16 protein-coding genes and 1 pseudogene are annotated in these 18,470 nt (G+C 42.3%); 10 read left to right on the top strand and 7 right to left on the bottom strand.

All coding sequences use genetic code 11. The annotated features are described in order from the left end of the window. The first annotated feature begins 73 nt into the window (after nt 1–73). The 5 genes from SJY28_RS11005 to radA all read left to right on the top strand — a co-directional run bounded on the left by SJY28_RS11005 (nt 74) and on the right by radA (nt 4,551). Nucleotides 74–640 (top strand): KdsC family phosphatase, encoded by a 567-nt coding sequence (locus SJY28_RS11005; protein WP_379544472.1) that lies wholly within the window; start codon nt 74–76, stop codon nt 638–640. Then, nucleotides 637–1,221 (top strand): LPS export ABC transporter periplasmic protein LptC, encoded by a 585-nt coding sequence (gene lptC, locus SJY28_RS11000; RefSeq protein WP_201607298.1) that lies wholly within the window; start codon nt 637–639, stop codon nt 1,219–1,221. The genes SJY28_RS11005 and lptC overlap by 4 nt, the downstream gene beginning before the upstream one ends. A gap of 89 nt (nt 1,222–1,310) precedes the next feature. Beyond that, nucleotides 1,311–1,868, top strand: a complete 558-nt coding sequence (gene lptA / locus SJY28_RS10995) for a lipopolysaccharide transport periplasmic protein LptA (RefSeq protein ID WP_057760441.1) — start codon at nt 1,311–1,313, stop codon at nt 1,866–1,868. A 143-nt stretch (nt 1,869–2,011) separates the two neighbouring features. Beyond that, complete coding sequence (gene lptB, locus SJY28_RS10990; protein WP_379544987.1) at nt 2,012–2,722, top strand: LPS export ABC transporter ATP-binding protein; 711 nt, start codon at nt 2,012–2,014, stop codon at nt 2,720–2,722. A 392-nt stretch (nt 2,723–3,114) separates the two neighbouring features. Further along, nucleotides 3,115–4,551 (top strand): DNA repair protein RadA, encoded by a 1,437-nt coding sequence (radA, locus tag SJY28_RS10985; protein WP_379544471.1) that lies wholly within the window; start codon nt 3,115–3,117, stop codon nt 4,549–4,551. Nucleotides 4,552–4,715: 164 nt separating this feature from the next. Here the strand turns inward: radA and SJY28_RS10980 are convergent. Together SJY28_RS10980 and rodA are read right to left on the bottom strand one after the other, a co-directional pair. Further along, a pseudogene (locus tag SJY28_RS10980) lies at nt 4,716–5,057 on the bottom strand (septal ring lytic transglycosylase RlpA family protein); the annotation flags it as partial. A gap of 1,106 nt (nt 5,058–6,163) precedes the next feature. Then, a complete protein-coding gene (gene rodA, locus SJY28_RS10975) occupies nt 6,164–7,306 on the bottom strand; it encodes a rod shape-determining protein RodA (RefSeq protein ID WP_057760433.1) in 1,143 nt (380 codons plus the stop codon). Between the two features lie 284 nt (nt 7,307–7,590). Here rodA and SJY28_RS10970 point away from each other — a divergent pair, with 284 nt between their 5' ends. Beyond that, nucleotides 7,591–8,538, top strand: coding sequence for a D-Ala-D-Ala carboxypeptidase family metallohydrolase (locus SJY28_RS10970; RefSeq protein ID WP_379544470.1), 948 nt, complete (start codon nt 7,591–7,593; stop codon nt 8,536–8,538). 268 nt (nt 8,539–8,806) lie between these two features. Next, nucleotides 8,807–9,382 (top strand): hypothetical protein, encoded by a 576-nt coding sequence (locus SJY28_RS10965; RefSeq protein WP_379544469.1) that lies wholly within the window; start codon nt 8,807–8,809, stop codon nt 9,380–9,382. 132 nt (nt 9,383–9,514) lie between these two features. On the opposite strand, the gene SJY28_RS10960 is transcribed toward SJY28_RS10965, so the two are convergent. The 3 genes from SJY28_RS10960 to SJY28_RS10950 all read right to left on the bottom strand — a co-directional run bounded on the left by SJY28_RS10960 (nt 9,515) and on the right by SJY28_RS10950 (nt 12,871). Next, on the bottom strand, nt 9,515–11,092 hold the full coding sequence (locus SJY28_RS10960) for a M16 family metallopeptidase (RefSeq protein ID WP_379544468.1): 1,578 nt from the start codon (nt 11,090–11,092) through the stop codon (nt 9,515–9,517). Between the two features lie 67 nt (nt 11,093–11,159). Continuing rightward, the gene (locus SJY28_RS10955) at nt 11,160–12,656 is read right to left on the bottom strand and encodes a M16 family metallopeptidase (protein WP_379544467.1); all 1,497 of its coding nucleotides are present in this window, start codon (nt 12,654–12,656) and stop codon (nt 11,160–11,162) included. 65 nt (nt 12,657–12,721) lie between these two features. After that, nucleotides 12,722–12,871: a hypothetical protein gene (locus tag SJY28_RS10950; protein WP_379544466.1), complete on the bottom strand. Its 150-nt coding sequence runs from the start codon at nt 12,869–12,871 to the stop codon at nt 12,722–12,724. 756 nt (nt 12,872–13,627) lie between these two features. On the opposite strand from SJY28_RS10950, the gene ftsY reads away from it, so the two are divergent. Together ftsY and SJY28_RS10940 are read left to right on the top strand one after the other, a co-directional pair. After that, entirely contained in the window at nt 13,628–14,539 is a 912-nt protein-coding gene (gene ftsY / locus SJY28_RS10945) for a signal recognition particle-docking protein FtsY (RefSeq protein WP_227526712.1), read from the top strand. 54 nt (nt 14,540–14,593) lie between these two features. Continuing rightward, on the top strand, nt 14,594–15,160 hold the full coding sequence (locus SJY28_RS10940; protein WP_379544465.1) for a methylated-DNA--[protein]-cysteine S-methyltransferase: 567 nt from the start codon (nt 14,594–14,596) through the stop codon (nt 15,158–15,160). Nucleotides 15,161–15,234: 74 nt separating this feature from the next. Here the strand turns inward: SJY28_RS10940 and SJY28_RS10935 are convergent, their stop codons facing one another. Then, complete coding sequence (locus SJY28_RS10935; RefSeq protein WP_160022690.1) at nt 15,235–15,984, bottom strand: YebC/PmpR family DNA-binding transcriptional regulator; 750 nt, start codon at nt 15,982–15,984, stop codon at nt 15,235–15,237. A 317-nt stretch (nt 15,985–16,301) separates the two neighbouring features. Here SJY28_RS10935 and SJY28_RS10930 point away from each other — a divergent pair, with 317 nt between their 5' ends. Further along, nucleotides 16,302–17,132 carry an ion transporter gene (locus tag SJY28_RS10930; protein ID WP_057760421.1) on the top strand — a complete coding sequence of 277 codons (831 nt, stop codon included), beginning with the start codon at nt 16,302–16,304 and terminating at the stop codon, nt 17,130–17,132. A gap of 33 nt (nt 17,133–17,165) precedes the next feature. Here SJY28_RS10930 and SJY28_RS10925 read toward each other — a convergent pair whose 3' ends face one another. Continuing rightward, on the bottom strand, nt 17,166–18,467 hold the full coding sequence (locus SJY28_RS10925) for an ABC1 kinase family protein (protein WP_379544464.1): 1,302 nt from the start codon (nt 18,465–18,467) through the stop codon (nt 17,166–17,168). Nucleotides 18,468–18,470 lie beyond the last annotated feature (3 nt).

Here is an 18,470-nt window from a genome sequence, read left to right as displayed (position 1 = left end):
TGTGAGTTGCCGTTGAAATAGTTAAGCTATACAGAATAACGCTTCGAAAATAAATATTAAAAAGAGACAAATAATGCAGGACTTGATACAGAAAGCCGGACAAGTAAAACTATTGGTCATGGATGTTGATGGTATTTTATCCAATGGTCAAATTATATATGATGCCAATGGTGTTGAGACCAAAGCGTTCTCCGTACAGGATGGTGTGGGTGTTAAGTCTCTAGCGCGCTACGGTATTTTGACAGCCATCATTACGGGCCGTAGTAGTGCGATGGTAAACAAGCGCGCAGCAGAAATGGGCGTCAACCATGTGGTGCAAGGCCGTGATGATAAGCTCATTGCACTAAACGAGCTACTATCGTCTCTAGATCCTACCCTGAATATCACTGCTGCCGACTGTGCCTATATGGGCGATGATTTACCAGACATTAATGCGATGCAAACAGTAGGATTTGCAGCAACCGTACCTAATGCGCATGCTGAAGTTATCAAGCGCAGTGACATGGTAACGACTCGTGCTGGCGGTACTGGTGCAGTGCGCGAGATATGTGATCTTATCTTAAAAGGTCATGGACATTATCAAGACTTTATCGCGCATTACACGCTTGATGAGGCGCAAACTCAGGATAAACAGTCGTGAATACACGTGTCTTAATTGTATTAGCCTTAATTATTGCTGGTATCGCGGGTTGGTTTTTTCAGCAGCAAGGCGACGTAACGCCGCCAGTCAACATTGAAACGACAGATGTCGATTATGAAGCCACTGATATCAAAGCCGTACAGACTAATGATCAGGGTGAAACCGAATACGAGCTTACCGCTGAGTCTTTGACGCACAATCCTGAGACCAATCAGGATGAAATGTCAGGCATTACCATGAATTGGGAGCCATCTGCAGAGCAGCGCTATCGTATTCAGGCGGGCAGTGCAGCTATTAGTCAACAGACAGGGGAGCTTAGTTTATCAGGTGGATTTACACTGGTGAGCGAAGGCAATAAGAGTACCCCTGATATCGAACCAATAAAAGTAACTGGTAGTACGCTAAAGGGCAATACGAAATCAGGCAAAGTATACAGTGACGCGCCTGTGAAAATCGAACAAGGCATGAATCGATTTGAAGCCTCTAGTATGACTGCCAATCTTGAGACAGGTGAGTATGAATTTGGCCAAGTTGCTGTTGCCTTTTCTCCATCTGAACGCCAAGACAAAGCATTATTTTAATCAAAGTCTTTCTTATTTACTGTGTCAAAAAATAGCAGCTAGCATAAAGTTTGCAAATCCTACCACCTATTATGAAATGAGTTATTTATATGAAACTTAAATTTTTGCCTACTTTACGCGCATCGTCACTCTGCTTGCACAAATTGCGCGCACTACCAATGGTAATGTTATTGGCGCTACCGCTATATAGTCACGCGTTGCCATCAGATTCTAATCAGCAGATTAAATTGCTAGCGGACAAAGCTACTTATAGTGAGCGTACCGGCGTGACCAGTTATGCAGGTAATGTCATTATTACTCAAGGTACGTTTAAGATGACGGCCGACAACATCACGGTCAATCTATCTCAGCAGCGTAGCATTAATTCAGCGGTAGCAACTGGCCGTCCAGCGACTATGCAGCAAGTAGTCACGCAAGAAAAGGGCTTGGCAAAAGGGCAGGCTAATAAGATTGACTACAACGCAGTGTCTGGGATTATTACGCTAACTGGCAATGCGAAACTGGTTCAGAATGGTGCAAGCTTCGCTGGTAACGTCATTCGTTATAGCCTAAAAGCAGGTGATGTTGAAGCGACTGCTGGCGGCAATCAGCGCGTTGAACTGGTATTCCCGCCTAACAATGGTACAAACCAAAGTGGCGTACGTTAATCTAAATAAACAGGCTATGAGTAAATAAGTCTGCCTTTAGTAATGCTTAAATTTTGTGAAAGTAAGAGTAAGTTATGAGCGATGATAAAAATTTAGACCTATCGGCATCAAACACCAATACGGCGCCTGTCGCTCGATTGACTATGCAAAATTTAGGCAAGCGCTATGGAAAGCGTTGGGTAGTCAAAGACGTTTCATTTTCTGTCGAACAGGGTCAAGTTGTAGGATTGTTGGGGCCTAATGGTGCTGGTAAAACAACTAGCTTCTATATGGTGGTGGGACTGGTCAATATGGATAAGGGCCGTGTTACGCTAGGTAAAATGGATTTATCTAAATATGCAATGCACGAGCGAGCGCGTGCGGGTATCGGCTATCTACCACAAGAAGCATCAATCTTTCGTAAACTGTCTATCGAAGATAATATCTTAGCTATCCTGCAGACTCGCACAGAATTAAGTAAAGCTGAACAGCAGCAAGAACTTGAAAAGTTGATTGGCGAGTTCCATTTAGAACATGTGCGCAAGTCTCAGGGTATGAGCGTGTCAGGCGGTGAGCGTCGTCGCTGTGAGATTGCGCGAGCATTGGCTGCTGATCCTAAGTTTATCTTATTGGATGAACCTTTTGCAGGGGTAGATCCTATCTCTGTTGGTGATATCAAAGACGTTATTTTGACGCTTAAAAATCGCGGCATTGGCGTTTTAATCACTGATCATAATGTTCGAGATACATTAGCTATTTGCGAAAAGGCTTATATCGTATCAGAAGGCGCTATCATTGCAGAAGGCACTTCGGCTGAAGTGTTAGAAAATGATTTAGTAAAATCTGTTTATCTAGGTAAAGACTTCCAAGTATAAGTGAGAGCGTTAAATTCCTTATCTCATACTCTATTTTATAAAATCGGTTCAGAGTAAAACAGAGCTACTAAAGTAGAGTTATGCTGGTATGGATTTTCCTTACTTCCTATGCATTTTGCTTTCCAAACGCTGCGTAAAATTATACCAACAATTCTGTGTTTTCTAATTAACTAATAGAACTGGTTAACACTATTCTATATAGAGCCTGTAAGCCAGTTACTACTTATATCTACAATTAATATCTCTACAATTAACACCATCCTCTTTCAAGTACAGCTTCCAAAACCAATGGCTGACTTATCATAATAAATATTTTTGAATCAGCGCTTATAAAGCGTGATAATACTTTCTTCATTATTCTCGATTGATCCTCTGAATAAGGCTTATAAGCTATGGCAAAAAATAAAAGCAGCTATGTCTGTCAGCATTGCGGTGCACATTTTGGTAAGTGGGCCGGGCAGTGTACGGATTGCGGGGAATGGAACAGTTTAGTCGAAGCCCCAAATGTCAGCATGCCACATCATAACAAGAGCACCGCGAAGCCTAATAACGCACGAGCTGCTACTCGTGGTACCAGTGCGCCAGCTGGTAACTACTCTGGTACTCACAGTGCTGTCATGCCGCTTAACGCAGTAAGTGTGACGCTCGACACACGCCTACCAACCGGTATCAGTGAGTTCGATCGCGTACTGGGTGGTGGGTTAGTGGCGGGTTCCGTAGTGTTAATCGGCGGTGATCCGGGTATTGGCAAATCAACGTTATTGCTGCAAACTGCGACCAATATGGCACGGGCGGATTCATTGGCAGGTAGTGCACTATATGTGACGGGTGAAGAGTCACTTGCACAGGTGGCCATGCGAGCCAAACGTTTAGACTTGCCTGCTGATAGACTACGTGTATTGGCCGAAACTAACGTAGAAACTATCTGTGCTGCATTAACGCAAGAGCAGCCAGCCATCGCTATTATTGATTCTATTCAAACTATCTATACGGACGCTATCAATTCTGCACCAGGTGGTGTCAGTCAGATTAGAGAGTCTGCTGCAATTTTGACTCGCTATGCTAAGCAAACAGGGACAGCGCTATTTTTAGTAGGACATGTAACCAAAGAAGGTACGTTAGCGGGTCCGCGAGTATTGGAGCATATGGTTGATACCGTACTTTATTTTGAAGGCCAGTCTGACTCGCGTTTTCGTATGATTCGTGCGGTCAAGAATCGTTTTGGTGCGGTTAATGAACTGGGCATCTTTGGTATGACTGATATGGGGCTCAAAGAAGTCGCCAATCCATCAGCGATATTTTTAAGTCGTTATGACAAACCTGTTGCGGGTTCTGTGGTGATGGTCAGTCGTGAAGGAACAAGGCCGCTACTAGTAGAAGTGCAAGCTTTGGTCGATGATTCACAAGGCTCGCCTAGAAGAATGGCGCTAGGTTTAGACTTCCAACGCTTATCCATGCTACTAGCAGTGATGCATCGTCACGGCGGGATACATACCAGTGGACAAGATGTCTATGTCAACGTCGTTGGTGGCGTTAAAGTCATAGAAACAGGGTCTGATTTGGCCGTACTGTTGGCTTGTGCTTCAAGCATCAAAGAGAAGGCGTTACCATCTTCATTAGCAGTATTCGGCGAAGTTGGTCTATCGGGAGAGATACGCCCAGTACCCAATGGACAAGAGCGCCTGAAGGAAGCGATGAAGCATGGGTTTAAGCATGCCATCATTCCAAAGGCCAATGCGCCTGCTAAAGATGCGCCTCAGTTTAAGGGTATCAATGTGATTGCTGTTGAACGACTTGATGATGCTATCGAAAGCGCATTTGAGTTATAAGGTATATAGGACTAATAGTACTTCGTTTTGAGTCGCTTAGTCGCTACTATTAGCCTAGAGCGATAAATATAAACCACAAAGAAAGCCTAACTAATCATTAGTTAGGCTTTTTTTATGGTTTATAGGCTAGCAATATTATAGGTCTTTAAAACCGATATCTAAAATTAAGGTCCTGCAACACGCTCAATAGCAACGTTACCTACGCCTTTGCTCGTAATACCGAGTTTTTTGGCAGCACCATAAGACAAATCTAACACACGGTTACCATGGAATGGGCCGCGATCGTTCACTTTTACCACGACACTTTTACCATTGGTCTTGTTAGTGACTTTGACATAGCAGTTCAATGGCAATGAGCGATGCGCTGCAGTTAAACCGTTCATGTCAAAAGTTTCGCCACTGGCAGTCTTGCGACCATGAAACTTACGACCATACCAAGACGCGAGGCCAGTTTGCTTAAATTTGCTGACAGAATTAGAGGCAACAGCTGTTAGGCGCTCTAATACATCTTCATCATTGGTAACTTGTGTCGTATCATTGGCTAACAATGAGCTGCTAAGTGCGAATGAAGTCGGCTGACGGGCTGACTTTACCAAACTTGATGCACCATCATGTTGACGGCTTAATTCACCAAGTACACGGTCAATGTGGGAGGCGTTATCTTGCGAAATCATAGCAAGTGTGGTCTTTGCTTCTACAGCATTTGCATTGGTAGCGACTGCAGAGCCAGCAAATAACATTGCTGACATTGTAAGTAAACCAGATAAACGCTTGTTCATAAATACCTCTATAACTTATACATCAAAATCTAACTCTAAATATTTTAGATTGAGCATGGCATTAATCTATTGTTTTCATATTGATTAATGAATGGCTCTTATAGATATTAATATATGGTAATTTTTCATTTCATTATCATCAGTATTCAGCAGAAATAAAACTAAAGTGACTGACGATACGCTCAAATGATAGTTAGCGATAAGCATTGAATACAAAGTCCAAAATCAGGACTGAGTGATAATGTCACTATATGTCGTATTTACATGATGTGCGATATACAAACTTCTTTAGAATGCTACATTAATAAAAGGTTCAGAGGACATCGCGTATCGCTATGTTATCAAACCGTTAATTAAGTAGTGTATTTGAAAGTCTGGAATCTACAAGATGCTAACTATACGGCTACGCTACAACCTAAATATATTTAAATGCAAAGTTTATTAGCATCTATGTACGGGTTATGTATCAGAATACAGTAAAACGAGGTTAACGCAATTTTTTGTAAAAAACAAGGAATAAAATCTTTCTAGACTTATGGGTGGTTAACTCATATTGCAAATTATGCCTATTTACTATTAAAAATAAGAGGCATTAAAACGAACAATTATTTCGGATTTGTAACTATTATTGTTATCTATACGAACATACATTATATGAAAACCATTAAAATAAAAAAGCCACAGCGCTAAGAATGAAACTCTTCTTCGCGCTATGGCTCATTGTCTTTTATCAAATCTTTAGTAGTACAAAATAATTTATTTTAATGTTATTACCATAATTATTACAAAGACTTACTCGAAAGACAATTTATATAGAAAGTACCTTATCCCATTTAGCCGGATTTATGTGTATGGATAGACATGAGTAGGCCAAATCCTGCCATCAAAGTCACGATAGCCGTACCACCATAACTAATGAATGGTAGTGGAACACCTACGACAGGCAAAATGCCGCCAACCATACCGACATTGACGAATATATAAACAAAGAAAGACATGGCGATAGCACCAGCCAACAATCTGCTATAAACATCAGGATGGGTGAAAGCGATATATAAGGCGCGTGATAAAAGGCAAAAGTAAATGAACATCAGTAGCATCACGCCGAGTAAACCAAACTCTTCAGAGAAGGCGGCAATAATAAAGTCAGTATGGCCTTCTGGTAGGAAATGTAGGTGTGATTGTGTGCCTTCTAGATAGCCTTTTCCAGTGAGGCCACCAGAACCAATGGCTGTCTTCGATTGAATGATGTTCCACCCAGCACCTTGTACATCTGCTTCAGGATTAAGGAGTGTCAATACTCGCGTACGCTGATAGTCGTGGAGTAAAAAGTTCCAAGCAAAAGCAATAAACGGCACAGCCAAAATTACAGCAGCAGAAATCAATCGCCATGAAAGGCCTGCTAAGAAAAGCACAAATATACCACTAGCAGCGACCAGTAGTGATGTACCAAGATCGGGCTCTTTAGCAATTAATAGCACCGGTACAATGATCAATGCCAAGGTAATAGCAATGCTAGACGCTGATGGCGGCAAATCACGCTTAGACAAAAACCAAGCACACATCATTGGCATGCCGAGCTTCATAAACTCTGAAGGCTGCACACTACCGAACCCAGGCAAATTGATCCAGCGCTGAGCACCCATACGTACTTCACCGATGATATCTACCAGCACCAATAATATAAGCCCTAAGACATAAAATATAGGCGTAAAAGTACGATAGAGACTAGGCGGTATCTGCGCCATAGTAAACATCACAGCGAATGCCACCCCATAACTGACCATTTGGCGAATAACCATACCAATATCTTGGCTGGCGGCGCTGTATAGAATCGTCAGACCAATACAACAAACCGTCAATAACAGTAAAGTTAACCATGGGTCGATATGAATGCGTTGCCATAGTGTCGGTGCATGACCTTGACCCAAATGATGGCTCTGACGTGAAAAACGATATTGCGGGTTAGAAGACATAGGCAGAATTTGGCTAACAATTGGTGTAGGAGGGAAGTACTAACTAAATTATCTCATTATAAATAATGATGAGAAGCGTACTTAAAAGTACCGACTTTAATAAAAGTATGCGAGCACGCAATGGCTATATAATTCACAAATAATAATAAAGTCACTCAATTATAAAAGTTGTAAGGATAAGTGTTAATTATCAATATTGGACTTCAAATTAGAAGCGATAGTTTAGCCTGCTTGTTGAAAATTTGATAGTATCGATAAAACGTTTTTAGCGGTAGTTTCTTGCAATGATAAAATCAAAAACCCATGCGTATAGGCAAATTTGCCAACCTATCATCACCCTTATCCTATGTGCTGGCAGTGTCAGTGCTCATGCCGTTATCATCAGTGATGATAGTGAACGCCGTATACAAATACGTCAAAGTAGCAGTACAAGCAATAACAGTAATGCTTATATAACGCCATCTACTAACAGCTCAAATCAGCGTCCTGGTGTCACCATGTTGAGTGGTGCGAATGCATCAAATAGCGACAGTATGCAAAACTTGATTGTACAAAAACAGCGTGATTTTGAGATTGATGCTAGGTTGTCCATTGAAGAAAATAAACGTGTGAATGTAGTGAGACGTGGTACTACTTATAGTACAGCAAACAACACCTATAATGGTGCTTATAACGATTCTATGAGTATGGACTTTAACGCGTGGTTAAATAGCAATAGCTATCGTGCTAGACAAGTAGCAGAGTACGAACGCTATCTCAGCGCAAGAGTCGGGTCGCAGAATGTACCGCCATTGTCTCAACTGCTGACGACTGCCCGTAGTTGGAGTAAATGCGGGTATGAGCCGTATCAATTGCCGCCTCAGGAGTTATGGTCTAACATTGTACCAACATTGCGACTTTATAGTGAGTTGAAAAACCAAGGTATTTTACCACTCAGCAGTGAGATACGTTCGGTATATCGTAACCCAGGTTTGAATGACTGTGCAGGCGGGGCAGACGGTAGTAAGCATATGAATGCAAGTGCTATGGATATCTGGGTGCCTGAGTACGAAGACAATTTATGGCGCTTGAGTACCATGCATGATGGCTTATGCCAGTTTTGGCAGTATCAAGGACAGCCTTATAACTTTGGCTTAGGATTATATGCGACAGGGGCTATTCATTTAGATACTGATGGTTATCGCAAATGGGGTTTTAATCACGCTAGTAGTTCTTCTTCTTGCCGCTATTAACTGACTTGTCAAGAATCGAGAATTCAAATGAATATAAAGTTAGCCGAGATAACGCTAGATATATATTCATTTTTATATATACTATTCCGGTGTTTACTAAAAATAATAATTTTGTAATTATTTGGTAGGATTGATAGGCTAGACGCATGAGTTCATTAAAAATTTGTTTGGTCTTTAAAAACTATGCTTTAATAATATGTGTTATCAATCGCCTTTATATTTTCATGGCTTATAAAGAAAACCACCAAATTTACTTTAAGCGAAAACTATGAAAAATCAGCGCTCGACAATGAAAAACTATCATAAATCAAATAACGAAAAGCAAAGTTTTTTGCACTCGAACTATAAGTATGGCGCTTTGTTTACTGCTGCACTTATGTCGGCATTACTGATTAGTGCGTGTAGTACAGAGATGTCCTCTGAAAACAATATGATAATGACGGATAAGGCTGATAGACATATACAAAGCTCTAAAGAGATAGAAGATAGTATCAAGAACTCTTATGCTCGTTTGGCCTCTAAGCGCTCTGATGTCTGTCCAAAATTAATTCAAGAAGAAACAGGTAATCAGGTTATTGAACGTATATCAGAGGTCATGGTAAATGACTACTGTGATTATTTTTTATATCCGCGAGAGGGTCAGCGCCTCAATGTTAAAGTAGATAATCGTCAAATAGAAGCACTATTAATTGTGCCGACGCTACATAACTTTGCCAATGGGAATTATAAAGTGACGTCTTATGATAAGCATGTTATCCGTTTAAGCTATAACGGGGCTACCCATAAGCCTGAGCATTTTGTCTATGATGTTGCGCTAAAAATTTCTGATGCCAAGCACTCCTAATATTTTACTTCTTATTTAAAGATTATAGCCGTTCAAATATTAATGGACATACTATAAGCAGTATTCTTTACCACTTATAATACGTCCACAAAATTAATAAGCCTTATCTTTTCTAAACTACTTCCTAGCGATTTATTTCTTACTGGTTTTTTTTGCCGCTTTCGTTTCTTTCCACGGATCTTCCTGCCCAACTGTAACTATCAAAAAGTTATCAGGCTTTAGCGTATCTCGCATGGTCTGATTGACCTCTGAAAGAGTGACTTGATCAATGCGATTGGTATAGTCAGCTAAGTAATTATTCGGTAATTGGTAAAAATTCATCATTCCAAGTAAGCCATTAATACCTGCATTGCTTGCAAATCCCATCGGAAAGCTATTTTTCAGATTATCTGTAGTTAAGCGCATCTCCTCATTACTGATACCTTTGTCAAGCGTTTCGTTGATAACCGCTAAACTTGCATCAATAGCCGCACGCGCCTTGTCATTACGTGTCGAAAAACCAATCTGGTAAGGGCCTCGAGAGAGCATTGGATTCATCGATCCTGAGATTCCGTAAGTATAGCCAAGGTTTTGTCTTACCTCAGTCATTAGCCGCGCATTAAAATCACTGCCTGCCATAACTTCGTTTCCAACAGCAAAGTTGGTCTGCTGCTGCTGAGCTATTGGGTCGGTTGCCCGTTTGCTACCCAATTGTCCCATAAGGACAGTGGTTTGAGTGCTTGGAAATGGAATATGAACGTGCTGCGCTTTGGTAAGCTGTTTCGGCTCAGGTAAATCAGTGGCAGCTTGGCCAGTAGGCAATTTAGCAGTGATGTCTTCTGCCAGTTTTTTTGCTTGGTCTAATGTTAGGTTACCTGTCATAGCAACAGATGCGTTTGCTGCTACCAGATATTTGTTTTTAAAGTCTATCAGTTGTTGCTTCTCAATCGTAGGAACGCTTTCTAGCGTGCCGACTGATGGATGCGCGTAAGGGTGAGTACCGTACAAAGCATCGTTGAAAGCGATACTGGCTAGACTATTGGGATCTTGTTTTTGTTGCTGCAGGCCTACCAACAGTCTTGCTTTATTGCGAGCTAAAACTTGCTCGTCAAACGTAGGCTCACTTACCATCTGTGTCATTAAGTCAATGGCTGGCAGAAGATGCTTATCATCAGATAGGCTACGTAGTGAAACGATAAACATATCTTTATAGGCGCTACTGCTTAGATTGATGCCCAACGTTTCCACTGCACGTGTAAATGCATTTTCATCTAGACTTTTGGAGCCCTGTTCGAGCATCGTCGCTGTCATATTAGCAATACCAAAACCATCCTTTTTGATACTACCATCGCGCGCGCTACCCGCATTAAAACGCAAATCCACATCGACGATTGGCAAGGTGGTCGTTTGTACAAACATTACAGGTATGCCAGACTTGGTCTCAAACTGTTGAATGGTTGGTACGGTGACGTTTAAAGGTTTGTCATCGTCTAAGCTAGTCAGTTTAGATAGAGCAGCAATTGGTGCACTTGCATCGACTGCAGCAGGTGAGCGGTAATCTTCAGCAGCTGTTGCATCTGCCTGCGCGGTAGTAGCCAAGATACTAAAAGCAAAAATTACGCTAGCACTGAGGTAAGATCGCTTTTTAGTTGTGATAGTGCTTCTTACAGAAAGTGAAGCAGCCTTAAAAGATTCTTGTTTTGCTTGATAGTCGTATTTATTCTGAATCATGAGTTTCTTCTTATTAAGAATACGGTGTTATGGCCATTTTTATGAGACGTTTGATAATAGACAGCGACTACTTCGCTGAGGTTTTATTGTCTTTAGGTGGCACGACATGCATCACCGTTAAGTTGTCCTTGACCAAATATTTTTTACTGGCCGCCTGAATATCAGCCACACTGATACCATCGAGCTTAGTTGGTAACTTAGCAAGTAGCCTGTCATCTAGACCGATAGATTGTAACGAGCCAATCATACGCGCTTGTCCTTCCATGCTATCTTGCGCATAAATCAAACCAGTAACTGTATTGGTCTTGGCGCGACTGATCTCATCATCGGCAATAGGATCGGTTTTCAGCTTTTCTATTTCTGAGGTTATTGCTTGTTGTGCTTGCTCTAAGCTGACGCCTTCACGAGGTGTTGCTTGAATCAAAAACAGCCCATCACCGCTATCTAGCAAGTCGTAAGAAGTACCAACCGTGGTAAGAAGACCTTGCTCACGTATCAGTCGACTCTCTAAGCGTGCAGATAAGCCGCCATCGAGCACATCTTGCGCAAGTGACAAGGCATAAGCTTGTTTTTCATTGTTGGTGCCTGCCGTTGCAAGGCTTGGCACGTTGTAACCCATCAGTAGAACGGGCACTTGTACGGCTTGCTCAGAGTCTACCTTTTGATAACCACGGAAGCCTTTTTGAGTTACAGAGGTACGTTTGGGTAGGTTGCTTTTTTCTAAACCACCAAAGTAACGTTTGACCTGAGTAAGTACTTCTTGTGGTTGCACGTCGCCGACGATGACTAACGTTGCATTATTTGGTGCATACCATGTCTTATACCAGTCTTTTAAATCTGAAAGTTTAATCGATTCTAGCTCGTTCATAGGCCCAATAACAGACTCACCCTTTGGGCTATCAGGTAAGGCTAGCAGACGAAATGATTCATACGCTTTGGCAAGCGGATTGTCATCAGTACGTTGGCGGCGCTCCTCCATGACCACTTGATGCTCTTTGGCAAATTCTTTTTCATCGAATATAAGGTTTTTCATGCGATCTGCTTCAAGCTCTAGCGCTAACGGCATATGATTGGCAGGGAACAGCTCGTAGTATCCGGTATAGTCATAGCTGGTAAAGGCATTGTTGACGCCGCCAAACTTAGCAATTAGCCGCTCATAGTCATCACTAGAGACATTGGTCGTGCCCTTAAACATCATGTGCTCGAGCAAGTGAGAGATACCACCTTTATCAAGAGGCTCATCTGCCGAGCCCACTCGGTACCAGATTTGTGTCATAGCAACTGGGGCACGGTGGTCTTCTTTTATGACGACTTTTAGTCCATTTTCTAGCTGATATTCATGTCGACCTGACATGTCCATTGTCAACTCAGATGGCTGTGTGTCTTTGCTCGTTTTATTTTCATCTGATATGTTTTGAGCCAAGCTATCAGTTGCGATTGATCTTGTCGCGGTTGCAGAATTAGTAGGCATCGTATTGGTTTGACACGCAGCAAGTGAGGCTGTTACTGCTAAGGCACAAGCAATGCGTAATGGCGCAGCTGCTAGAGGTAAAGACAATGGCATGGTATGGTCTACTTATATAAAATAATAATAGAAGAATTAAATGCTAATCATAGTAATAAATGGCATTACAAAGAGGTCTGAGCACCAACCATAACACTAGCAGTTGGTCTAAACTCTTGCGTCGTGGTGCAACCTGTCACTAATATTGTCGTCGTTAATAAAACAGCCACACTGATGCTGCTGGTTTTTTTGTAGTGCTTAGAGAGTAATGACATAACGGATTCCTAATAAGTATTTATCGAATAAGTCTTGGTAGAGTAGGCGAAGTCTGACAAGTAACAGGTCAGAATTTTGTGTCTAAACCTTAAGCAAAACTTTCTCAAATCATCGAGTGATTTTTTAAACAAATAAATTTTGACGGTAGTCTAATAGGGTAAAGGCTGAGCATGACTTGAATTATGCTAAAATAGGTCAAAATCAGATGTCATGTCGCTCGTAGCCAGATGACAACCTATAAATCCATTAACAATAAACAAATAATTGATTGTGATAACTTTTAGGGCAAATTTATGAACAACCCAAACAACAGTAACCGCGTAGTCATTAACCTTGATGCTGGTTTTGACGACTTAGATGACGATGATATTACCTTACCCAGTCTACCGGTGCAATCTGTGCCCATTATTGATGAAACAGAGAGTGTTGCTCCACAAAAGGACAGTACGGTAAACCAAGACGTCTCTAGTAATGATGCTGCGGACAATATTGCTTTGGCGACGCCAATTGTTATGACAGAAGAGCATAATGTCCCTAAAGGTAATTCTGAAAGCTTTTCGAGCGCTAAAGAGACAGCCGCTGCCACAAGTCAAACTAATACTGCGTCAACCATTCCTGCTATGCCGTTGCAAGAGCAGTTGGGTGATACGCCAAGTGTAAACCCAGTGGCTGACAGCGACACACAGGTAGCTACTAGCAAAGAGCCTGCCACAGAGTCACAAGAGAATAAGAAAAAGGGCAGCTGGTTTAACCGTATGAAAACAGGCCTCAGTAAGTCACGCAAAAACTTAGCCGAAGGCATGGTCAGTATCTTAATCGGTGGTAAAGAGATTGATGACGAGCTATTAGAAGAAGTCGAAGATCAGCTATTGGTAGCTGATATTGGCGTCAACGCGACGAACCGTATCATCAAGAGCCTTACCGAGCAGACAGATCGTGGTGACTTGATCTATGCTCATTCTTTATATAAAGCATTGCAAAGTGAATTGGTTGATATCCTCACACCAAAAGTTGAGCCATTGGTGATTGATACTAGCAAAAAGCCGTTTGTTATATTGGTAGTAGGTGTCAATGGCGTAGGGAAAACTACAACGATTGGTAAGCTTGCCAAGCGCCTACAAGGTGAAGGCAAATCAGTCATGCTGGCAGCGGGTGATACGTTCCGTGCGGCAGCTACTGAGCAGCTACAGATTTGGGGCGAGCGCAATCATATTCCAGTGGTAGCTCAAGGTCATGGTTCTGACAGCGCTTCTGTCATTTTTGATGCGATGCAGTCAGCCAAGGCAAAAAATATCGATGTGCTCATTGCCGATACTGCGGGACGTCTGCAAAACAAGACACATTTGATGGCAGAGTTGGAGAAGGTCGTACGTGTCATGCGTAAAGCGGATCCAAGCGCCCCGCATGAAGGTATGATTGTGCTAGATGCTGGCACGGGTCAAAATGCTATCAACCAAGTCGAACTGTTTAATAAAGTTGTGCCGCTGACGGGCATCACTATTACTAAGTTAGATGGTACTGCTAAAGGTGGCGTGGTATTTAATATTGCCGAAACGACAGATGTGCCTATCCGCTATATTGGTGTGGGTGAGTCGATTGATGACTTGCGTTCTTTTAGTCCGAAGCAATTTGTCGCCGCCTTATTCGAGACCGACGATAAAGAATAAAATAGCCAGTTTTATCTGGTAAATCGTTTTTAAGATAATAGGGAAGTAGACGCTATGATAGTTACCACAGCATCCTTTGGGTCACATCGATTAACACTGATTGCTCGTGACAATGAGCATGGTCAGCCTATGCTCGTTGAAGCCAACTGGCTGCTGTCAGGTAACTCATGGCATAGCTCAAAATCTGTACCCAAACTTAAAAAGTACTATGGCCTGACAGATGAAGACTTTACCTTTATAGATAAAAATAGCCTAAGCATGAATGAACCTGCTCAAGCGTTATTAATAGAAACGATTTTTCAACTTAAAGACTATGCTGATGGTAAACGCAAGACATTGGATTTGCCTTTAGATTTCTCTATGGGTACCGAGTTCCAGCAAAGAGTATGGCAGGCACTACAAGGTATTGAGTATGGCGAAACCATCAGCTATGCCACACTCGCGCAGCGTGTCAACAGTCCAAAGGGATTCCGTGCGGTTGCGCAGGCCAATGGCAAAAATCCTTTTAGCATTATTGTTCCTTGTCATCGAGTGATTGCAAGCGACGGTAAGCTCGGTGGCTATACAGGCGGGCTAGATAAAAAAGAGTATTTACTAGCATTAGAAGGAAGTTGGACGTAAAACTAAATCTATCTTAATAAAAAAGGGCCAAATACTTTTAGTATCTGGCCCTTTTTACTGAACAATTAACAAGTTTATGCTTCAAGCTGAGCCATGACGTCAGCAGAGAAGTTCACGTTAGTATAAACCTCTTGCACATCATCAGCATCTTCTAACATATCAATCATCTTTATGATCTTTTCAGCATCATCGACATTGTCGATCTCAGCCGTGGTAGATGGTGACATAGTGACCTCGGCGTTGTCAGAAACAAGACCAGCCGCATTAAGGGCATCTTGAACTTGACCGAAGCTTTCCCATTCAGTGATAACGAGTAAGCTTTCGCCATCATTTTCGATATCAACGGCGCCCGCATCTAGTGCAACGAGCATCACTTCATCTTCTAAGCTGACATCGTTAAAAGTGATCTCACCACGTTTAGTAAATAGATACGCCACTGAGCCTGATGTGCCAAGATTACCATCATTCTTGGTAAAAGCATGACGTACTTCGCTGACCGTACGGTTAAGGTTATCTGTCATGGTTTCGACCAGTACAGCCACACCACCAACACCGTAGCCTTCGTAACTGACTTCTTCCATATTCTCATTATCGCCGCCACCTGTACCACGGTCGACAGCACGATTAATCGTGTCGCGCGTCATATTGACGGATAGGGCTTTTTCGATAACGGCACGTAAGCGTGGGTTTTTGTCAGGATCGGGATCGCCTTGTTTGGCAGCTGAAACGATTTCACGAATAATCTTGGTAAATATCTTACCCCTTACTGCATCCTGACGGGCTTTACGGTGTTTAATATTTGCCCATTTTGAATGGCCTGCCATATAACATCCTTAAGTTCTACGTACTATTTTTATGGGTAAAAAGAGTGATCAACAACAACCTTCGATATCTGATTGCCTGATTTTATACTATCATTACTTTGTCTATTTGAGGTAGTAGCGCTACTGGCACGTTAACGATTTGTATGTTGTTGAGAGTGCTTTTTTGCTACACTGTGGCAACTTATAGATTGTATTCACTGTGATAGGTGAGCGATATTATAAACCAGTTTTAGCTATTTTGACCAACTTGCCCTTATCCATCACATTTTAAGTCATTGTGTGCTATCAAGCCATTGATTTTATAAAGTACTGATTCTATGAAGCAACCAACCGCCGAAGCTCTTACACACTTGCGTAACCGTACGCATATCATTATTGAAGGCACAGATACTCGTCTGGGTAAGCTCTTTGATATTGTATTGCTGATTGCAATTTTAGCCAGTGTGGCCGTCGTCATGCTTGATAGTGTGCTATATATGCGTTTGCAGTATGGCACGTTGTTCTTTTATGCAGAGTGGTTTTTTACCATTTTGTTTACTATTGAGTATGCGTTAAGGCTGTTTTCAGCACCCAACCGCTTACGCTATGCTTTTAGTTTCTTTGGGATAGTAGACTTACTGTCTGTATTGCCAAGTTATTTGAGCTTAATGTTTGTAGGCGTGCAGTATCTACTCGTGATACGGGTATTACGTATTTTACGTGTGTTCCGCGTTCTTAAGCTCAAGGCCTATATGCAACAGGCTGGGTTTTTGGCGTCTGCATTAAAAACCAGTCAACAGAAAATTACGGTCTTTTTCTTATCGCTTGTATTGTTAGTAACCATCTTTGGTTCAATTATTTATGTGGTAGAAGGGCCGGAAAACGGATTTACCAGTATTCCATTGTCTATCTACTGGGCAGTTGTCACGATGACAACGGTTGGCTATGGTGATATGTCACCTAAAACACCGCTCGGCCAAGCAATTGCAACCATGGTCATGATCACGGGTTATTCGATTATTGCTGTACCAACAGGTATTTTTACGTCAGAGTTAGCACGTAACATGCGTCCACAGTTGAACCCAGTGACTTGTCCAAACTGTGGTAAATTCGGCCATGCAGTAGGGGCAGACTTTTGCGATCGTTGCGGACACGCGCTACATATCTAGAGATAGATTTAATCGTGACAGTCAGTATACTTACTACGCATCGATATATTCATCAACCAGTGGTGACAGGTCGATCTCGACGCCTAGATTGACCAGGTTCCAGTATTGTCCTGATACAGTACGGTCTAGCATCATAGTGGTAGCTGAGGGTTGAAACTGACCAAAGTACTTCAAAGACGTACGCATCTGTGCAATGGCCTCGTGATGTACTTGGCTACTCCCAAAATCAAATTTGCCTTCTTGATAGGGGCTAATGGATAAAGGTTTTAGACCAATCGATAGCCACTTTTCATAAAACTCACCAGGGATGTTCTTATCATCTTCGCGGCGAATATCTAGGGCAATCAAATCTTGTTCAAGTGCAGTGACGTCACCTCTTAGTGCATGTTTGACAAAGCGTTTGAATAGCTGCACTTCACTATCGCTATAACTGCGGATACCGCCAAAATCATATGCCACGACACTGCCGTCATGACGGAACGCAAAGTTACCTGGATGAGGATCGCAGTGCATACGGTACAGCCCAAACAGCTGGCCTGCGGTAAAATGAAACAGACGCTCTGCTATTTTTTGTTTGATGTCATTGTCCCATGTCGCAGCGACAGTCAACGTTTCTCCCATCTCTTCAGTCAGCGTTAAAATCCGTCTAGACGAATGGCTGCTAATTACTTTGGGAACAATAAGGCCTTCATCTTCTGCATGAAAAGCGCCGAATACGCGTAAGTTATGAGCTTCTTTAACATAGTCCAACTCATCGTGCAGACTCTGGCGAATCTCATTAAAAAGCTGCTCTTGTAGTTGCTTACTCATATTGAGCACGCCAGCGATTTTTAGTGCCATACGTACTTGTTTGAGATCGCTATCACAGTTTTCATCAACATCAGGATACTGGACTTTGACCACCACTTTTTGACCCGATGGCAACGTCGCTTTGTGCACTTGTCCAATGGATGCTGCGGCAAAGGGTGTCTCTTCAAACTCGCTGAATAATTCTAAGATCGGCGCTTTCAGTTCGCGTTCAACTTGGGCTTGTATCTGCGCATACGGCATTGGCGGCGCATCTTTCTGTAGTTTTTCGAGTGCTGACGCAACCTCAGGCGGGAAAACATCCTTATATTGTGAAGCAATCTGTCCTACCTTCATTACCGCGCCTTTCATCTCACCTAACGTCTCGGCAATTTGAACGCCCACGTCTTGCATCAGATCTGAGCGAGCTTGCAGACGTTTTTCTTCGTCACTTGAGAGATGCTTAAATGAGTTTTTGGCGGCTTTGCCAGCAATACTCGCTGTCATGCCAGCGAGTTTCATAAAGCGTTTTCCGGACGATTTTGCCATTCA

The organism is Psychrobacter sp. R86515, assembly GCF_042466315.1.
Taxonomy (GTDB): Bacteria; Pseudomonadota; Gammaproteobacteria; order Pseudomonadales; family Moraxellaceae; genus Psychrobacter.
The sequence above is the reverse complement of the archived record's forward strand: the minus strand, read 5'-3'. Positions and strand labels throughout refer to the sequence as shown.